The organism is Caulobacter sp. D5, from assembly GCF_003185805.1.
In the GTDB taxonomy this organism is placed as follows: domain Bacteria; phylum Pseudomonadota; class Alphaproteobacteria; order Caulobacterales; family Caulobacteraceae; genus Caulobacter.
Map to the genome: position 1 here is coordinate 1 of NZ_QHJY01000034.1, position 14,996 is coordinate 14,996.

Sequence of the window (14,996 nt, forward strand, 5' to 3'; positions counted from 1 at the left end):
CGCGCACCCCGGCCAGGGCGACGAACAGGTCGCCCGGCTCGACCGTGCGGCTGTCGATCGACACGCCGGTCGCGGCGAAGTCGCCGGCGACCTTGCCGCCCGTCGCGGCGGCGATCTCTTCAGCGGTCCAGAGCGGCGCTTCAGGCATCGACAGCCTCCAGCGCGCTCAGGGTCTCGGCCACGTCGTCGAAGGGATGGACGACGCCGGCGACGGTCTGGCCCTGCTCGTGACCCTTGCCGGCCACCACCAGCACGTCGCCGTCTTCCAGCAGGCTCACGCCGACGCGAATGGCCTCGCGGCGGTCGCCGATCTCGCGCGCGCCCGGGGCGGCGGCGAGGATGGCGGCGCGGATGCTGGCCGGATCTTCCGAACGCGGATTGTCGTCGGTGACGATGGCGACGTCGGCCAGGCGGGCGGCGATCTCGCCCATCTGCGGACGCTTGGTGCGGTCGCGGTCGCCGCCGGCGCCGAACACGGCCACCAGCTTGCCCCGCACGTGTGGGCGCAGGGCCTTCAGCACCGTCTCCAGGCCGTCGGGGGTGTGGGCGTAGTCGACATAGGCTTCGCCCTTGCCGCTGCCCTTGCCGACGCGCTGCAGGCGGCCGGCCGCGCCTTCCAGCTTTTCCAGGGCGGCGAGCACGGCGTCGAGGTCCTCGCCCGTGGCCAGCACCAGGCCGGCCGCGACCAGCACGTTGCTGGCTTGGAAGTCGCCGGCCAGCGGGAGGCGGATTTCGAACTCACGGTCCTGGGCGGCGACCTTCAGCAGCTGGCCCCACGGGGTCGGCTCGCGCGAGATCAGCTTCAGGCCCTGGCCTTTCGCGCCGACCGACAGGATGGTCTCGCCCGAGGTCACGGCGGCGGCGGCGAAGGCCGGGAAGGCGTCGCTGTCGGCGTTGAGCACGGCGGTCGCGCCGCGCGGCAGCAGGGCCTCGAACAGCCGCAGCTTGGCGGCCCGGTAGCAGCCCATGGTGCCGTGATAGTCCAGGTGGTCCTGGGTGAAATTGGTGAAGCCGGCGGCGCTGATCTTCAGCCCGTCCAGGCGGCGCTGGTCGATGCCGTGCGACGAGGCCTCGACGGCCAAGTGGGTGACCCCCATGCCGGCCAGCTTGGCGGCCATCTCGGCGACGTCGGCGGCGTCGGGCGTGGTCAGGCCCGGCGGGGTCAACTGCTGGTCGGGAACGCCGGGGGCGCTGACGACGACGCCCAGGGTGCCCATGCTGGCGGCGGTCTTGCCCAGCAGGGCGTAGATCTGGCGGGCGAAGCCGGCGACCGAGGTCTTGCCGTTGGTGCCGGTGACCGCGATCACCGTCGCCGGCTGCTGCGCCCAGAACTCGGCGGCGGCCAGGGCGTAGGCGCGGCGGATGTCGCCGGCGTGGGCGGTCGGCACGGCAAGGCCGGTGACGTCGTCGGGGGCCAGGACGGCGGCCGCGCCCGAGGCGATGGCGCCGGGAATGAACGTGCGGCCATCGACCTTGCTGCCCGGCAGGGCGGCGAACAGGAAGCCTTCACGCACCTTGCGGCTGTCGGCGGTGACGCCGGCGATGGCCGGGTCCGCGTCGAACGAGCGGTGCAGGATCTGTGAAAGCGTCTTGGTCAAAGTCCCGCCCCTGGCGTCGTGGCTTTCGGCTGTCCGCCGGCGATGGTGAGAAGGTCGGTGCGGCGCTGCACGCCGAGGAACGGCGCGATACGGTCGATCACGCGGCCGGCGGCCGGCGCGGCGACCCAGCCGCCGGTCGAGAAGCCGAAGGTCTTGGGCGTGCCGTGCGGCTCGTCCATCAGGATCAGCACGAAGTAGCGGTCGGCCTCCATCGGCCCCTCGGTGGGGAACACCGCGGCGAAGGACGAGACCTGGCGCTGGTGGTTGTAGCCGCGGATCGAGGGGTCGTACTTCTCGCCGGTGCCGGTCTTGCCGCCGACGCTCAGGCCCTTGATGTCGGCCGACTTGCCGCTGCCGCCGGTGACGTTGGCGCGCATGATCTGCAGCATCTGCTGCGAGGTCTCCTCCGACAGCACCCGCGCGCCTTCCGGACGCACGCCCGGCGCCAGCTTGCGGATGGTCAGCGGCGGCATGACGCCGCCGTTCAGCAGCGGGCTGAACGCGCGGGCCAGGGCCAGCGGGCTGACGTTCATGCCGTGGCCGAACGAGGTGGAGGCCACCGCGTCGATGTCCCACTTCTTCGGGGTCAGCGGACGGGCCGACTCGCGCAGCTCCACCTTGGCCGGCTTGGTCAGGCCCAGGGCGGCGTAGTACTGGCTCAGGCGCTGGGCGCCGATGCCCTCGGCCAGGCGCGCGGTGCCGATGTTGGACGAGTGTTGGAACACCTCGACCAGGTTCAGAATCTTCCGCGAGGCGTGGTAGTCGTGGATCGTGCGGTAGCCCAGCTTGTAGGGCTCGCGGGCGTCGAAGGTCGAGTTGGGCGTGGCCACGCCGGTGTCGAGGCCGATGGCCACGGTGAAGGCCTTGAAGGTCGAGCCCATCTCGTAGACGGCCGCGGCCGCACGGTTCAGCTTGGCGTCGTCGCTGGCCTTGCCCGGATCGTTCGGGTCGAAGTCCGGATAGCTGGCCAGGCCCAGGATCTCGCCGGTGTGGACGTTGGTGACGATGCCGACGGCGCCCTTGGGGCCGAACTCCAGGGCGGCCTTGCGCAGCTCGTCCTCGAGGGCGGCCTGGACGCGCAGGTCGATCGACAGGGCGATCGGGGCGGCGCCCTCGCCCTTGGCGGCGGCCGTGTGGATGTCGTCGTTCAGGGCGCCTTCGGCGCCGGCCAGGCCCTTGCCGCCGCCGTCGACGAAGCCGACGAAGTGCGCGGCCGAAACGCCCAGCGGATAGACGCGGCGGGCCTGGTCCTCGAACTCCACGCCCGGCAGGCCCAGGTTGAAGATGGCGTCCTTCTGGGCCGGGTCGAGCCCGCCCAGCAGGAAGGCGCGGCGCTCGCCGAACACCGCCTTGTCCAGACGCTTGCCCGGCACCTGCGGCAGGGCCTTGCCCAGAGCGGCGCGGGTGGCCTTGGCGTCCCAGACTTCCTTGGGATCGACGTAGAGGGCGTAGTGGGTCAGGTCGACGGCCAGCAGCTTGCCCTCGCGGTCGACGAGGTCGCCGCGCGCGCCTTCCATGGCCGCCAGGTAGCCGCTGTTCTTGTTGGGATTGGAGAACACCGCCGCCCAGGTGGCGCCGATGGCCAGCACCATGAAGGCGCAGGTGAACAGGGCCAGCACGAAGAAGATGCGGATGCTGGTGTCGTCTTCGGGCTTGGCCGCGGCGCGCGAGCGCTCGAAGGCGTGCTCCAGGCGCCAGACGCGCTCGACGACCCAGCGCCAGGCCGGGCCGCCGCCTTGCGGGACGAGATTGGCGAGGCTCATCGCGGAGCCTCCTCGTTCGGCTGGTCGGCGGTACCGTCGGGCGCGTCGGCGCCGGCCAGAGCCTCGCTCGGCGCGGGAGCCGGAGCCGCAGCGGACTTGGACGGCTTGGCCGGACGACGGGCGACGTCGATCAGGGCGTCTTCGCTGGTCTCGCGATCGGCGGCGATCGGGGCCAGTTGCGCGGCCTGGGCCAGGGACTCGATGCGGCGCGGCTGCTCCAGGTGAGCGACCTCGGCCTGCAGCAGGCGCACCTGGACGCGCTCTTCCTCGATCTGGCGCTCGACCGAGGCGATCTCGGCGCGCTCGCGGCCGGCGAAGGCTTTCGCCATGTAGACGCCCAGCACCAGCACCAGCAGCACGCCGACGCCGACCAGGTCGACGACGCGGAAGCCGCGTACGCGGCGATGGAAGACCTCCGAGATCCTCATGCCGAGGCCTCCCAGACGGGGGCCTCGGTGCGGATCGCCGCGCGCAGCTTCGAGGAACGGGCGCGCGGATTGGCGGCCAGTTCGGCTTCGCCCGGCGCGATGGCCTTGGTCGAGATCAGCTGGAAGCTGGGCGGCGCGCCGGCGGCGGTCGGCGGCGCGTGACGCGAGCCGCCCGGCGTGCGGCCGGCGCGCTCGGCCAGGAAATTCTTGACGATGCGGTCTTCCAGCGAATGGAAGGTGACCACGGCCAGGCGGCCGCCCGGCTTCAGCGCGCGCTCGGCGGCGGCCAGACCCTCTTCCAGTTCGCCCAGCTCGTCATTGACGGCGATGCGCAGACCCTGGAACGAGCGCGTAGCCGGATGCACCTTGGCGCCCTTGCGGCCGCCCAGGGCGCGCTCGATCACGGCCGCCAGGTCCAGGGTGCGGGTGAACGGCTCTTCGGCGCGGCGCCGGACGATGAAGCTGGCCACGCGGCGCGAGGCGTGCTCCTCGCCGTAGACATAGAGGATGCGGGCCAGTTCGGTCTGGTCCAGGGTGTTGACGAGATCGGCCGCCGTGGGGCCGTCGTCGCCCATGCGCATGTCCAGCGGACCGTCGCGCATGAAGGAGAAGCCGCGCTCGGCTTCGTCGAGCTGCATGGAAGACACGCCAAGATCCAGGGTTACGCCGTCGACCGACGCGTCCCCAAAATAGGCGCTGATTTGCGAGAAACGGTCCTGAATCAGCCGAAAGCGACCATCCGCCGCGGAAAGGTCGGCCGTGAAACGCTGCACCGTCGGATCGCGGTCGAAGGCCGTGACGGAGGCCCCCGTGGCCATGATCGCGCGGGTGTAGCCGCCGGCGCCGAAGGTGCCGTCCAGCACCATGTCGCCCGGCTTGGCGTCCAGCGCCGCGACCACTTCGCCCAGCAGGACCGAGATGTGCGGGGCCGCGCTCATGCCGCGCCTCCGAGACGAGCGACGCGCTGCTGGGCGCGCAGGGCGGCCAGGCCGTCGCGGGCCAGTTCGCGCTGGGCGGCGCGGTGAGCCTGGAAGGCGTCGCGCGACCAGATCTGGAAGCGCTCGCCCAGGCCGACGATGGTCACGTCGTCCGCCAGGCCGAAGGTGTCGCACAGGACGTCGGGCAGGGTGATGCGGCCGGCGGTGTCGAACGACAGCTTGGCCATGCCGCCCAGGACGCTGGTTTCCAGCGCCGAACGCACCGGATCGCCGAAGGGCAGCTCGTCGATCACCGACTGGTAGCGGTCGAACAGGGCCTTGCCGCCGGCTTCCAGGCAATCGGCCTCGATGGAGGGGAAGCAGAAGATCCCGTCGAAGGGGCCCGAGACGGCGGCGCGGAACTCCTGCGGCACGACGATGCGCCGCTTGCTGTCCAGCTGCTTCTCGAACGTCGAGAGGAACACCCCGCCAACCTCAAAAGCCGTCGCCCCGCCATGGATCGATCCGGCCCGAATGGGTTAACATGGGATGAACTGGGAAACAATGACACCAGAGGCCATTTCGTCAGGAATTCAAAGGCGCTAGCGGTAATATCAGACCGCATGAAATGGTTAATTTCAGAACATACAGACAACCCGATATTTATCCACAGACCCGCGCACAGACGCGGCCCATCCCGGCCCATTTCGGGGCCCGGGGAGTCGCTTGGGATTGCGGTGGAATTAATGGACCAGACGGCCTGTAAGCCGGGTTCTGTGCCGCCCCTGTGAACAGGGACGCGACGATCATTCCTCTTGGCCGCCCATTGCTGGACGACTCTCGCGACCAACCCGGATCCTCTCGGCCAGTGACGGCCTAGCCGGCGAACCGGCGCGGGATCCCTATTCGGTCTTGCTCCAGGCGGGGCTTGCCATGCCGTCCCTGTCGCCAGGTCCGCGGTGGGCTCTTACCCCACCCTTTCACCCTTCCCGCCCCGTAGGGAGGAGGTTTGCTTTCTGTGGCGCTTTCCCTGGGATCGCTCCCGGTGGGCGTTACCCACCGCCTTGTCACCGTGGAGCCCGGACTTTCCTCGATTCCCGTGAAGGATACCGCGATCGCCCGGCCATCTGGTCCGCGCTCTCTTTGACGGGCGACGGGCCGGCGGTCAATTGGCGATCTCGGCCAGATGGACTAAACTAACCGGACTTAGTTCACGGAGCCGACGCATGCGGACCGTCAACATCCACGAAGCCAAGACCCACCTCTCGCGGCTCGTCGAGCAGGCCGCCGATGGCGAAGCCTTCATCATCGCCAAGGCCGGCAAGCCCATGGTCAAGGTCGTGCCGTTGCAGACCGAGGACAAACCGGCGTCGCGGCGGATCGGGTTCCTCGACGGCGCCTTCAAGGTGCCCGACGACTTCGACACGATGTTCGCCGATGAGATCGTGGCGATGTTCGAGGGTGAGGATCGACGCTTCTCGTCGACACCCATCTGCTGATTTGGGCGAGCGCCTTCTCACCGACACTGCCGGAGAAGACGCGCGCCCTCCTTACCGATCCTGCACAGCGCCTGTTCTTCAGCGTCGCCAGCATCTGGGAAGTGGCCATCAAGCAAGCGCGAGGCCGCGCCGACTTCGAGGTGGACGCACATCTTCTGCGAAGCGCTCTTCTAACTGCCGGATGGGAGGAACTCCCCGTGATGGGGGATCACGCGACCGCAACGATCGCATTACCCTCCCTGCACAAGGACCCGTTCGACCGTCTGCTATTGGCGCAAGCGATCGTCGAGAACCTCACTCTCCTGACATCCGACGCGATCCTGGCAAGTTATCCAGGACCTGTACTCAGGGTGTGATTTCCCGCATCCACGCCGCCACCGGATGATCGCCCAGCGCTTCAATCACCCCCGCCCGCTCGGCCTCGCGCTTGTTCTGGCCGAGCTTGAACGTCCCTTCCAGGCGCTCGACGTGCAGGCGGGCGCCGACGATGCCGCGCAGCAGGGCGTCGAACTTGGCGGGCGTCATCTTGTCCCGCGTCCAGACCGGCTTGGGCAGGAGGCGGGCCTCCTCCTGGGCCGACAGGTCGTCGAGCAGGACAATCGTCTCGGCCTCCGACAGCGGCGTGACGAAGCCTTCGGCCTCGACGGAGACGTAGTTCCAGGTCGGGACCTGATCGTCGGCCCCGTACCAGTCGGGACTGACATAGGCGTGCGGGCCCATGGCGATGGCGACGGCGGAGAAGCCGGTGACCACCGCGCTCGCCACGGCGTTCATCCGCGACAGGTGGAAGTCGAGAAACAGGCCGTCGTCGCCGAGGTCGCGCACAACCACCGGGGCGTGGGCCGCGAACGGCCGGCCGGCGACACTGGCGCACAGGGTGACGAACGAATGCTCGGCCAGGAAGGCGAGCAGCCGCGCGCGGTCCTCGACGTGGAAAGCCTTGGCCGGATGCATCAGGCGCCCGCCGCGGCACGCAGCAGGCCCACCAGCCGCGCCCGGGTCTCGCCGTCGGCGACGCCGTCGAAGCGGCTCTGCAGCCAGTGGCGCTGGAAGGCGCCGACCACGGTCTCGGTCCACTCGTCGTACTCGCCCGACGGGGCGCAGTCGAAGCCCAGGCGCGTCAGGCCCGCCTGAAGGGCGAAGACGCCCGTGCCCTGCTCGCCCCGCCCCAGCGGCGCGCCCGGCGAGGACGGCGGCTCGACCCACAGGCCATGGCCGCTCTCGGCCAGGCGCTTCCACGGGAACAGCTCGCCCGGATCGATCTTGCGGGCCGGCGCGACGTCGGAATGGCCGATGATGCGGTCGTCGTCGATGGTCCAGCGCGAGCGGATGTCGGCCAGCAGGTTGATCACCGAGGCGATCTGGAGGTCGGGAAAGGCGCGATAGCCGAACTCGTGGCCCGGATTGACGATCTCGATGCCGATCGACGAGGAGTTGATGTCCTTGACGCCCTTCCAGAAGGCCGCGCCGGCGTGCCAGGCCCGCCGCTCCTCGGCCACCAGGCGAAACACCCGGCCGTCCTCCTCCACCACGTAGTGGGCGCTGACCTTGGCCTCGGGATCGCGCAGGCGCTCGATGGCCGCCTCGCCGCTCTCCATGCCGGTATAGTGCAGCACAACGGTGTCAGGCACGGCCTTGCGGGCGTCGAAATTCGGCGACGGGGCCTCGACGATGGTCATTGCGAGCGGTCCTTGAGAAGCATCAGCAGCGGCGTCACCTGGTTGCGGCGCAGGGCGACGATCAGCACGCCCGCGAGCGCCAGCGCCGCGCCGATCCCCATGCGCAGGTCGAAATGGTCATGGGTGATGGCCACGCCCAGACCGATGGTCATCAGCGGGGTCATCAGGGTGAGCGGAGCGATCAGGTTGGCCTCGTAGCGCTGGATAAGGCCGTAATAGCCGGTGTGGGCGATCACCGACACCACCAGGGCCGAATAGGCGACGGCGGCGACGAACGGCCAGCCGGCCTCGAACGCCTTGGCCGAGGCGCCGGGCTCCATGGCGAAGCTGGCGGCGGCCAGGATCCACACCGAGGTGAAGCCCACCCAGGCCTGCAGCTGCAAGGGCTTCACCCGCTCGATCTGCTTCATCATCACCGCACCCAGCGAGCCGGCCAGGGCCGAGGCCACGACCAGCCACAGCCCGACCGACAGCGAGAAGCCGTGCGGGTTCCAGATCACGATCATCGCCCCGGCCAGGGTCAGGGCGATGCCGACGCCGCGCCGCCAGTGGATCTTCTCGCCCAGCATCAGCACCGACAGCAGGGTGGTGAAGGGCACGCCCGCCTGCACCACCACCGCCGCGGCCGAGGGCGAGGCGGTCTTGAAACCCATGAACAGCAAAGCAAAACCGCCCGCCCCCATCAGCACCCCGACCGCCAGCATCCGCCAGGTCGGGCGCGGCGCGGGCAGCAGCCAAGGCAGGGTCACCGCCGCCACCAGACCGAACCGCACCGCCGCATAGAACAGCGGCGGCACGCCCCAGTGGGCGACCACGATCTTGGAGACGATGTTGTTGCTGGCCCAGATCAGGCAGACCAGCACCAGAAGGCCGAAGTCACGCAGGGACATGCCCTCCGCATACTTGGCGACCGGGACCATGCGCAATGAAAACCGACTCCGGTTTCGACGCCGCGATTGACGCAGCGTCCAAACGGACGTTTGCTGGTGAACATCGTTCACTTGAAGACAGCGTCCGGGCCAACCGGACCGCCATGCGGGGACGGAGACACTAGATGACGGCCGAATACTTCGACGTCCTGATCGTGGGCGCTGGCCTGTCGGGGATCGGCGCGGCCCATCACCTGACGCGGCGCTGCCCGGGCAAGACCTACGCCATCCTCGAGGCCCGCGACGCCATCGGCGGCACCTGGGACCTGTTCCGCTACCCGGGCATCCGCTCCGACAGCGACATGTACACCCTGGGCTATTCCTTCAAGCCGTGGCGCGAGGCCAAGGCCATCGCCGACGGCCCCTCGATCCTGAACTATGTGCGCGAGACCGCGACTGAGGCCGGGGTCAACGAGCACATCCGCTTCCGCCACAAGGTGCGCCGCGCCGAGTGGAGCAGCGAGACCGCCAGCTGGACCGTCGAGGCCGAATGGCTCGACACCGGCGAAACCGTGAAGATCACCTGCGGCTTCCTTTACATGTGCGCCGGCTACTACGCCTATGACGCCGGCTACACCCCCGACTTCGAGGGAACCGAGCGCTTCCGGGGCAAGATCGTCCACCCGCAGCACTGGCCGGAAAACCTCGACTACGCCGGCAAGCGCGTGGTGGTGATCGGCAGCGGCGCGACGGCGGTGACCATCGTGCCGGAAATGGCCAAGACCGCCGCCCACGTGACGATGCTGCAGCGCTCGCCGACCTATGTGGTCTCGCGACCGGCCGAGGACGGCCTGGCCAACTGGATGCGCAGGCGCCTGCCGGCCATGACCGCCTACGGGATCACGCGCTGGAAGAACGTGCTGATCACCATGCTGTTCTTCAACCTCTCGCGGAAGAAGCCGGCCAAGACCAAGGAGCGGCTGATCAACCTGGTCCGCGACCAGCTGCCCAAGGACTACGACGTCGAGACCCACTTCACGCCGCGCTACAATCCCTGGGACCAGCGGCTGTGCCTGGTGCCCGACGCCGACCTGTTCGCGGCGATCGGCAATGGCTCGGCAGAGGTGGTCACCGACCATATCGAGACCTTCACCGAGGACGGCCTGAGGCTGAAGTCGGGCAAGACCCTGCCGGCCGACATCGTCGTCACCGCCACCGGCCTGCGCATGCAGCTGATGAGCGGCATGGAGGTGGTGGTCGACGGCCGATCCGTCGATCTGGCCAAGGGCTTCAGCTACAAGGGCATGATGTTCAGCGACGTGCCGAACCTGGCCTCGGCCTTCGGCTACACCAACGCCTCCTGGACGCTGAAGGCGGATCTGACCAGCGAGTATGTCTGCCGCCTGCTGGCCCATATGGACCGCGCCGGCGCCGACTGGTGCATGCCCCATCTCGACGCGCCGGACATGGAGGCCGTTCCCTGGCTCGACTTCTCGTCGGGCTACGTCCAGCGAGCCATGGACAAGTTCCCCAAGCAGGGAACCCGCGCGCCCTGGAAGGTGCATCAGAACTACGCCCTGGACCTGGCCGCCCTGCGCCTGGGCAAGCTGGAGGACGGGGTGATGCGGTTTGGGCGGAAGAAGGCCAAGGCGGCGGCGTAGACCCCCTCCGGCCCTCCGGGCCACCTCCCCCAGAGGGGGAGGATCTGGCAGGCGCGGCGACCTTTAAGATGCTCCCCCTCTGGGGGAGCTGTCGCGGAGCGACTGAGGGGGTCGCGCAGCGGTGGAACCCAAGGCCCAGCTTGCCGTTCCTGATCAGCGTTCATCAGCTATGATGGACGATCAGCGGAATGCGGGGGTGCGATGCGCGCGACTTTGACGACGATGGCGGTCCTGGGCGCGGCGGCGTTCATGGCCACGGGCTGCGCGACGGCCCAGCCGAGCTATCCGGCCAAGGCGCCCGCGACCACGACGGCGAGCAAGCCGCCTCCCCCGCCCGCCAAGGACTCTGACGGCGACGGCCGGCCCGACGGCTGGCGCGAGAAGTCGATGGAGATCGGCACCCAGCCGGTCCGCGACGTCGGCCTGTCGAAGAAGAAGATCCCGCCGGTGCTGGAGGAGGCCCTGGCCGATCCCTACAGCCTCAAGGGCCTGAAGAGCTGCGCCAAGCTGACGGTCGAGATCGAGCGCCTGAACGAGGTGCTGGGCCCCGACTACAAGACCGACAACGAGTACAAGGAAAACCGCGCCGGCAAGCTAGCCGAGGCCGGCGGCAAGACGCTGATCAACTCGATCATCCCGTTCCGCAGCCTGGTGCGCGAGATTTCCGGCGCCGCCCCCGCCGACCGCCACCTCGAAGCCCTCGGCGACGCGGGCCTGGCCCGCCGCGGCTTCCTGCGCGGCGTGCACCAGAAGCAGGGCTGCAAGCAAAGATTTTGATCCCCTCTCCCCTTCCGGGAGAGGGTGGCCTCCGAAGGAGGTCGGGTGAGGGGTCTCTCAGAAATCAAACGCCGCGACAGCTGATCAGCCGTCGCGGCGTTCTTGTTCGTGCAACCCCTCATCCGTCGGCTTCGCCGCCACCTTCTCCCGCAAGGGGAGAAGGATTCAGGTCAGCCGATAGCCCTTCGCCTCCAGCACCGGCGGCAGGTCCTCCCGCCCCAGAGAAAACAGCAGGTCGCGCTCCACGGTGCGGACCATGGCGTCCAGCGGCAGGTCGTTGTCCTCCAGGCCGAACGGATCCTCCAGCTGGTCGCCCAGGGCGTCGAGGCCGAAGAAGGTGTAGCCGGTCAGCAGCACCAGGACCGGCGTCCACCAGCCCAGGGCATGGGCCAGGGCGAACGGCAGCAGCAGGCAGAAGACGTGCGCCGTCCGGTGCAGCATGAGCGAGTAGGAGAACGGCGGCGGCGTGGTCTTGATCCGCTCGCAACCGCCCTGCACGTGACCCAGCTCGGTCAGCTGGACCTCCAGAACCGAAAGATGGACCGGCGTCAGCAGCCCCTCGCCTTGCAGCCGGGCGCAGTCGGCGCCGACGGCGGCCAGGATCGCATCGGTCGGATTGGGGGCGGCCGCCAGGGCCGGCAGGTCCCGCCAGCGCGCGATCGCCGCCCGCTCGTCCCCGTCCCTCAGACGCGCGACCAGCCCGCCGGCGAAGGCGGCCAGGCCCAGGAGCAGGGGCTCGCGCGCCGGCTCCGGCAGGCCTTGCGTCTGCCGGGCGAAATTGCGGGCGGCGATGATCAGCTGCCCCCAGAGCTTTCGCGCCTCCCACCAGCGGTCGTAGCAGGCGTTGTTCCGGAAGCTCATGAAGATCGACAGCGACAGGCCGATCAGGGTGAACGGCACGGCGCTCAGCCGCTCCAGCGCCGCCGGCCAGCGCTGAGCGACCAGCACCGCCCCGATCGACACCGCCAGCAGCACCACCAGCCGTCCGGCGATCCTCGGCAGGATCGAGCCACGCAGGGCGAAGGCGATCTCGAAAAGGCCCGCGCGACGGCCGACGATCACCGCCCTACCCCTTCCGCACCACGAACCGCAGCGCCGTGTGCGTGGCCGAGAACCCGCAGACCTTGGTGTCCGACAGGCCCACGCCGCGGGCCGCGCCCAGGACGTCGGTGTCTTTCAGCGGCGCGCCCTTGCCCTTCTGGGAGACGATCCAGATCGCGCCCTTGTCGGCCAGCACGCCCTTGAGGTCTTCCAGGCGGTCCAGCTCGGCCAGGTCGTCGGCGGCCAGGAACAGCAGGTCGACCTCTTCGAAATCTTCCGCCGTCCCCTGCTCGGCCTCGACGCGGCCGGCCAGTTCTTCGAGGAACGCCTCGTCATCGACGCCGTCGACCACCACCGTCATGCCCGGCTTGACGCCCAGCTTGTCCAGCCGCGAGGGCGGGTTGAGGATGGCGTGGACCCACTTGTCCGCCTGGCCGGGATCGAGGGTGAAGCGCGTGCCGTCGCTGAGCACGATGTCGTCGCCCTCGACGCGGATCCCGCGCAGGGCGTGGCCCTGATAGATGCCGCGCACAGCCCCGCGGAAGATCAGCTTGGGCGGCTCCCACAGGAGCTTGCCGTCGCTTTCGCCGTCGCTGAGCTGGCCCCAGGCCTTGGCTTCCTTGCCCATGCCTCAGGCGCCCCGGAACGTGGGCTGGCGCTTTTCGAGAATGGCGTCGACGCCTTCCATGTGGTCCTCGGTGTGGTGGGCGATGGCCTGAGCGGCGGCGCTCATCTCCATCAGGGTGTCGTAGCTCGCCGTCTGGCCGTGCTTGAGCAGACTCTTGGCCATGCGCAAGGCGTGCGGCGGCTGCTGGGCGATCCGCTCAGCGAGCGCCAGGGCCTCGCCCATCAGGTCGGCCGAGGGCACGGCGCGGCTGATCAGGCCCCAGTCGGCCGCCTTGGCCGCGTCGATGACGTCGCCGGTGAACAGCAGCTCGGCCGCCCGGCTCATGCCCACGGTGCGCGGCATCAGCCAGGCGCCGCCGTCGCCGGGGATCAGGCCGAGCTTCAGGAAGGTCACGCCGAACTTGGCTGTGTCGGCGGCGATGCGGATGTCGGTCATGCAGGCCACGTCGCAGCCCAGGCCGATGGCCGCGCCGTTGACCGCCGCGATCGACGGGACCTCCAGGCCGTAGATGGCCCGCACGATACGGTGGATGTTCTTGCGGTAGCCGTCGCGCACGGCCACGCCGTTGCCGCCGAAGGCGCCCTCGCGGGCCTTCATCGCCTTGACGTCGCCGCCGGCCGAGAAGGCCTTGCCGGCGCCGGTCAGGATCACGCAGCGGATTTCCTGATCGTCGTTGATCGCCTCGCAGGCGGCCGCCACCTGGTCGCCGTCGCCCGGCGCGCCCAGGGCGTTCATCGCCTCGGGACGGTTGAGGGTGAGGATGGCGACGTGGCCGCGCTTTTCGGTGAGGACGAGGGGCTGGGACGACATGGGGTTTGGGCGCTCCTGCGGTGTTTTCTGTTTTCCGTTTGAATAGAGGCTTTCGGCTCGCGAGGGAAACCGGCCCTGGCGGCTCTCGCAGGACGGGCGGCGCCATCACGGCGCCGTGAGGGTTCGTGCGTGCAGGGACACATTTCTGAAAACCCAAGCGCGAATTCGATTGGCGCAGCCTGAAAGTTCGGGTTGTAGTCTTGTAAGGGACGACAGCGGATTGGCGTAAGTGCAGTGACAAGGTCCCAAGGCCACGCGCTCATTATCGAGGACGAGATCCTCATCGCCCTCGAGGTCGAGGCGCTTCTCGCCGCTCAGGGCTATTCAAGCTTCGACATCGCCGACAGTCCCCAGGAAGCGCTCAGTTGCGCCCTGGCCCGCGCGCCCGACCTGATCACCGCCGATTTCCGCATCATCGGCGGCACGGGGCTGGAGGCGGTCGAGGCCATCGAGGCCAAGCTGGGCCGCATCCCGACGGTGTTCGTTACCGGCAACGCCGACCAGCTGGCCAACGCCCGCCGGGCCATCGTCGACAAGCCGATCTCGCCTCGACGCCTCGCCGAGGCCTGCCAGCAGGCGCTCGACAGCCGGGCCTGACGCGGCCGGCCTCGCCTGCTAGGTTTCTTCTCGAACACGGGGAGGACGGCGGATGGCGATCATCGACACCCTCGAGGCGCTGGAAGCGATCTACAGCCCCGCACCGGTTGCGGCCTCGACCGTCAAGGTCAGCGACCGGCTCACCCCGCACTATCGCGCCCTTGTGGAGGCCTCGCCGTTCCTGGCCCTGGCCACGGTCGGCCCAGAGGGCCTCGACTGCAGCCCGCGCGGCGACGCCCACGGCCTGGTGACCATCGCCGATGACCGCACGCTGATCCTGCCCGACCGCCGCGGCAACAACCGCATCGACAGCCTGCGCAACATCGTCCGCGACCCCCGCGTGGCCTTGCTGTTCCTGATCCCCGGCTCGGGCACCACCTTCCGCGTCAACGGCCGGGCGGTGATCAGCATCGAGCCCGGGTTGCTCGACAGCTTGGCCGTGGAGGGCAAGGCCCCGCGCACGGCTCTGATCGTCACCATCGAGGAGTGCTATTTCCAGTGCGCCCGGGCGGTGATCCGCTCAGGGCTGTGGAAGGCCGAGGCCCAGGTCGATCCCAAGTCGCTGCCGACGGCCGGCGCCATGCTGGCCGCCGTCACCGCCGGCGAGGTCGGCGGCGCGGCCTATGACGAGGCCTGGCCGGCGCGCGCCGCGGCGACGATGTGGTGAAGCCCTTCTCCCCTTGCGGGAGAAGGTGTCGGCGATAGCCGACGGATGAGGGGTCTCTCAGA

Annotated in this window: 17 protein-coding genes, 1 other RNA gene and 1 pseudogene; 6 read left to right on the forward strand and 13 right to left on the reverse strand. The window is 69.3% G+C overall.

The features are described 5' to 3' along the window. From DMC18_RS02890 to rnpB, 7 genes and pseudogenes are all read right to left on the reverse strand, one after another. Positions 1–148, reverse strand: a pseudogene (locus tag DMC18_RS02890) (UDP-N-acetylmuramoylalanyl-D-glutamyl-2, 6-diaminopimelate--D-alanyl-D-alanine ligase); the annotation flags it as partial. Next, positions 141–1,598: a UDP-N-acetylmuramoyl-L-alanyl-D-glutamate--2,6-diaminopimelate ligase gene (locus DMC18_RS02895; RefSeq protein WP_110121400.1), complete on the reverse strand. Its 1,458-nt coding sequence runs from the start codon at positions 1,596–1,598 to the stop codon at positions 141–143. The gene DMC18_RS02895 and the pseudogene DMC18_RS02890, both read right to left, overlap by 8 nt. Beyond that, the gene (locus DMC18_RS02900) at positions 1,595–3,361 is read right to left on the reverse strand and encodes a penicillin-binding protein 2 (RefSeq protein ID WP_110121399.1); all 1,767 of its coding nucleotides are present in this window, start codon (positions 3,359–3,361) and stop codon (positions 1,595–1,597) included. Before DMC18_RS02900 ends, DMC18_RS02895 begins: the two co-directional genes overlap by 4 nt. Then, on the reverse strand, positions 3,358–3,789 hold the full coding sequence (locus DMC18_RS02905; RefSeq protein WP_110121398.1) for a cell division protein: 432 nt from the start codon (positions 3,787–3,789) through the stop codon (positions 3,358–3,360). Before DMC18_RS02905 ends, DMC18_RS02900 begins: the two co-directional genes overlap by 4 nt. Next, positions 3,786–4,727, reverse strand: coding sequence for a 16S rRNA (cytosine(1402)-N(4))-methyltransferase RsmH (gene rsmH / locus DMC18_RS02910; RefSeq protein ID WP_110132685.1), 942 nt, complete (start codon positions 4,725–4,727; stop codon positions 3,786–3,788). The genes DMC18_RS02905 and rsmH overlap by 4 nt, the downstream gene beginning before the upstream one ends. Next, positions 4,724–5,191: a division/cell wall cluster transcriptional repressor MraZ gene (locus tag DMC18_RS02915; RefSeq protein WP_110121394.1), complete on the reverse strand. Its 468-nt coding sequence runs from the start codon at positions 5,189–5,191 to the stop codon at positions 4,724–4,726. The genes rsmH and DMC18_RS02915 overlap by 4 nt, the downstream gene beginning before the upstream one ends. Positions 5,192–5,453: 262 nt before the next feature. After that, positions 5,454–5,837: RNase P RNA component class A (rnpB, locus tag DMC18_RS02920), an RNA gene on the reverse strand. A gap of 95 nt (positions 5,838–5,932) precedes the next feature. Here rnpB and DMC18_RS02925 point away from each other — a divergent pair. Next, positions 5,933–6,205: a type II toxin-antitoxin system Phd/YefM family antitoxin gene (locus tag DMC18_RS02925; RefSeq protein WP_110121393.1), complete on the forward strand. Its 273-nt coding sequence runs from the start codon at positions 5,933–5,935 to the stop codon at positions 6,203–6,205. Positions 6,206–6,231: 26 nt separating this feature from the next. Further along, positions 6,232–6,561: a type II toxin-antitoxin system VapC family toxin gene (locus DMC18_RS02930; protein WP_233245333.1), complete on the forward strand. Its 330-nt coding sequence runs from the start codon at positions 6,232–6,234 to the stop codon at positions 6,559–6,561. On the opposite strand, the gene DMC18_RS02935 is transcribed toward DMC18_RS02930, so the two are convergent. From DMC18_RS02935 to DMC18_RS02945, 3 genes are read right to left on the reverse strand one after another with little or no spacing between them, the layout of a single operon-like run. After that, positions 6,551–7,159, reverse strand: coding sequence for an FMN-binding negative transcriptional regulator (locus DMC18_RS02935; RefSeq protein WP_110121391.1), 609 nt, complete (start codon positions 7,157–7,159; stop codon positions 6,551–6,553). The two genes, DMC18_RS02930 and DMC18_RS02935, sit on opposite strands and share 11 nt — an antisense overlap. Beyond that, positions 7,159–7,884, reverse strand: coding sequence for an N-acetylmuramoyl-L-alanine amidase (locus DMC18_RS02940; protein ID WP_110121390.1), 726 nt, complete (start codon positions 7,882–7,884; stop codon positions 7,159–7,161). Before DMC18_RS02940 ends, DMC18_RS02935 begins: the two co-directional genes overlap by 1 nt. Continuing rightward, positions 7,881–8,774 carry a DMT family transporter gene (locus DMC18_RS02945; RefSeq protein WP_110121396.1) on the reverse strand — a complete coding sequence of 298 codons (894 nt, stop codon included), beginning with the start codon at positions 8,772–8,774 and terminating at the stop codon, positions 7,881–7,883. Before DMC18_RS02945 ends, DMC18_RS02940 begins: the two co-directional genes overlap by 4 nt. A gap of 164 nt (positions 8,775–8,938) precedes the next feature. On the opposite strand from DMC18_RS02945, the gene DMC18_RS02950 reads away from it, so the two are divergent. Further along, positions 8,939–10,414 (forward strand): NAD(P)/FAD-dependent oxidoreductase, encoded by a 1,476-nt coding sequence (locus DMC18_RS02950; protein ID WP_110121389.1) that lies wholly within the window; start codon positions 8,939–8,941, stop codon positions 10,412–10,414. A 201-nt stretch (positions 10,415–10,615) separates the two neighbouring features. Beyond that, a complete protein-coding gene (locus tag DMC18_RS02955; protein WP_233245332.1) occupies positions 10,616–11,191 on the forward strand; it encodes a hypothetical protein in 576 nt (191 codons plus the stop codon). 165 nt (positions 11,192–11,356) lie between these two features. Here DMC18_RS02955 and DMC18_RS02960 read toward each other — a convergent pair whose 3' ends face one another. The 3 genes from DMC18_RS02960 to DMC18_RS02970 are packed head-to-tail and all read right to left on the reverse strand — an operon-like array spanning position 11,357 to position 13,670. Next, complete coding sequence (locus tag DMC18_RS02960) at positions 11,357–12,253, reverse strand: bestrophin family protein (protein ID WP_110121387.1); 897 nt, start codon at positions 12,251–12,253, stop codon at positions 11,357–11,359. 4 nt (positions 12,254–12,257) lie between these two features. Beyond that, entirely contained in the window at positions 12,258–12,860 is a 603-nt protein-coding gene (locus tag DMC18_RS02965; RefSeq protein WP_110121386.1) for a DUF3052 family protein, read from the reverse strand. Positions 12,861–12,863: 3 nt separating this feature from the next. Then, on the reverse strand, positions 12,864–13,670 hold the full coding sequence (locus DMC18_RS02970) for a crotonase/enoyl-CoA hydratase family protein (RefSeq protein WP_110121385.1): 807 nt from the start codon (positions 13,668–13,670) through the stop codon (positions 12,864–12,866). A 234-nt stretch (positions 13,671–13,904) separates the two neighbouring features. Here DMC18_RS02970 and DMC18_RS02975 point away from each other — a divergent pair, with 234 nt between their 5' ends. Together DMC18_RS02975 and DMC18_RS02980 are read left to right on the forward strand one after the other, a co-directional pair. Continuing rightward, complete coding sequence (locus tag DMC18_RS02975; protein ID WP_233245331.1) at positions 13,905–14,267, forward strand: response regulator; 363 nt, start codon at positions 13,905–13,907, stop codon at positions 14,265–14,267. Positions 14,268–14,319: 52 nt separating this feature from the next. Further along, positions 14,320–14,934, forward strand: a complete 615-nt coding sequence (locus tag DMC18_RS02980; RefSeq protein WP_110121383.1) for a pyridoxamine 5'-phosphate oxidase family protein — start codon at positions 14,320–14,322, stop codon at positions 14,932–14,934. Positions 14,935–14,996: the final 62 nt, after the last annotated feature.

Coding starts and splice junctions, on each gene's coding strand:
- DMC18_RS02900 (WP_110121399.1), bottom strand. CDS start 3,361: ATGAGCCTCGCCAATCTCGTCCCGCAAGGCGGCGGCCCGGCCTGGCGC.
- DMC18_RS02905 (WP_110121398.1), bottom strand. CDS start 3,789: ATGAGGATCTCGGAGGTCTTCCATCGCCGCGTACGCGGCTTCCGCGTC.
- rsmH (WP_110132685.1), bottom strand. CDS start 4,727: ATGAGCGCGGCCCCGCACATCTCGGTCCTGCTGGGCGAAGTGGTCGCG.
- DMC18_RS02925 (WP_110121393.1), top strand. CDS start 5,933: ATGCGGACCGTCAACATCCACGAAGCCAAGACCCACCTCTCGCGGCTC.
- DMC18_RS02935 (WP_110121391.1), bottom strand. CDS start 7,159: ATGCATCCGGCCAAGGCTTTCCACGTCGAGGACCGCGCGCGGCTGCTC.
- DMC18_RS02940 (WP_110121390.1), bottom strand. CDS start 7,884: ATGACCATCGTCGAGGCCCCGTCGCCGAATTTCGACGCCCGCAAGGCC.
- DMC18_RS02945 (WP_110121396.1), bottom strand. CDS start 8,774: ATGTCCCTGCGTGACTTCGGCCTTCTGGTGCTGGTCTGCCTGATCTGG.
- DMC18_RS02950 (WP_110121389.1), top strand. CDS start 8,939: ATGACGGCCGAATACTTCGACGTCCTGATCGTGGGCGCTGGCCTGTCG.
- DMC18_RS02955 (WP_233245332.1), top strand. CDS start 10,616: ATGCGCGCGACTTTGACGACGATGGCGGTCCTGGGCGCGGCGGCGTTC.
- DMC18_RS02965 (WP_110121386.1), bottom strand. CDS start 12,860: ATGGGCAAGGAAGCCAAGGCCTGGGGCCAGCTCAGCGACGGCGAAAGC.
- DMC18_RS02970 (WP_110121385.1), bottom strand. CDS start 13,670: ATGTCGTCCCAGCCCCTCGTCCTCACCGAAAAGCGCGGCCACGTCGCC.
- DMC18_RS02980 (WP_110121383.1), top strand. CDS start 14,320: ATGGCGATCATCGACACCCTCGAGGCGCTGGAAGCGATCTACAGCCCC.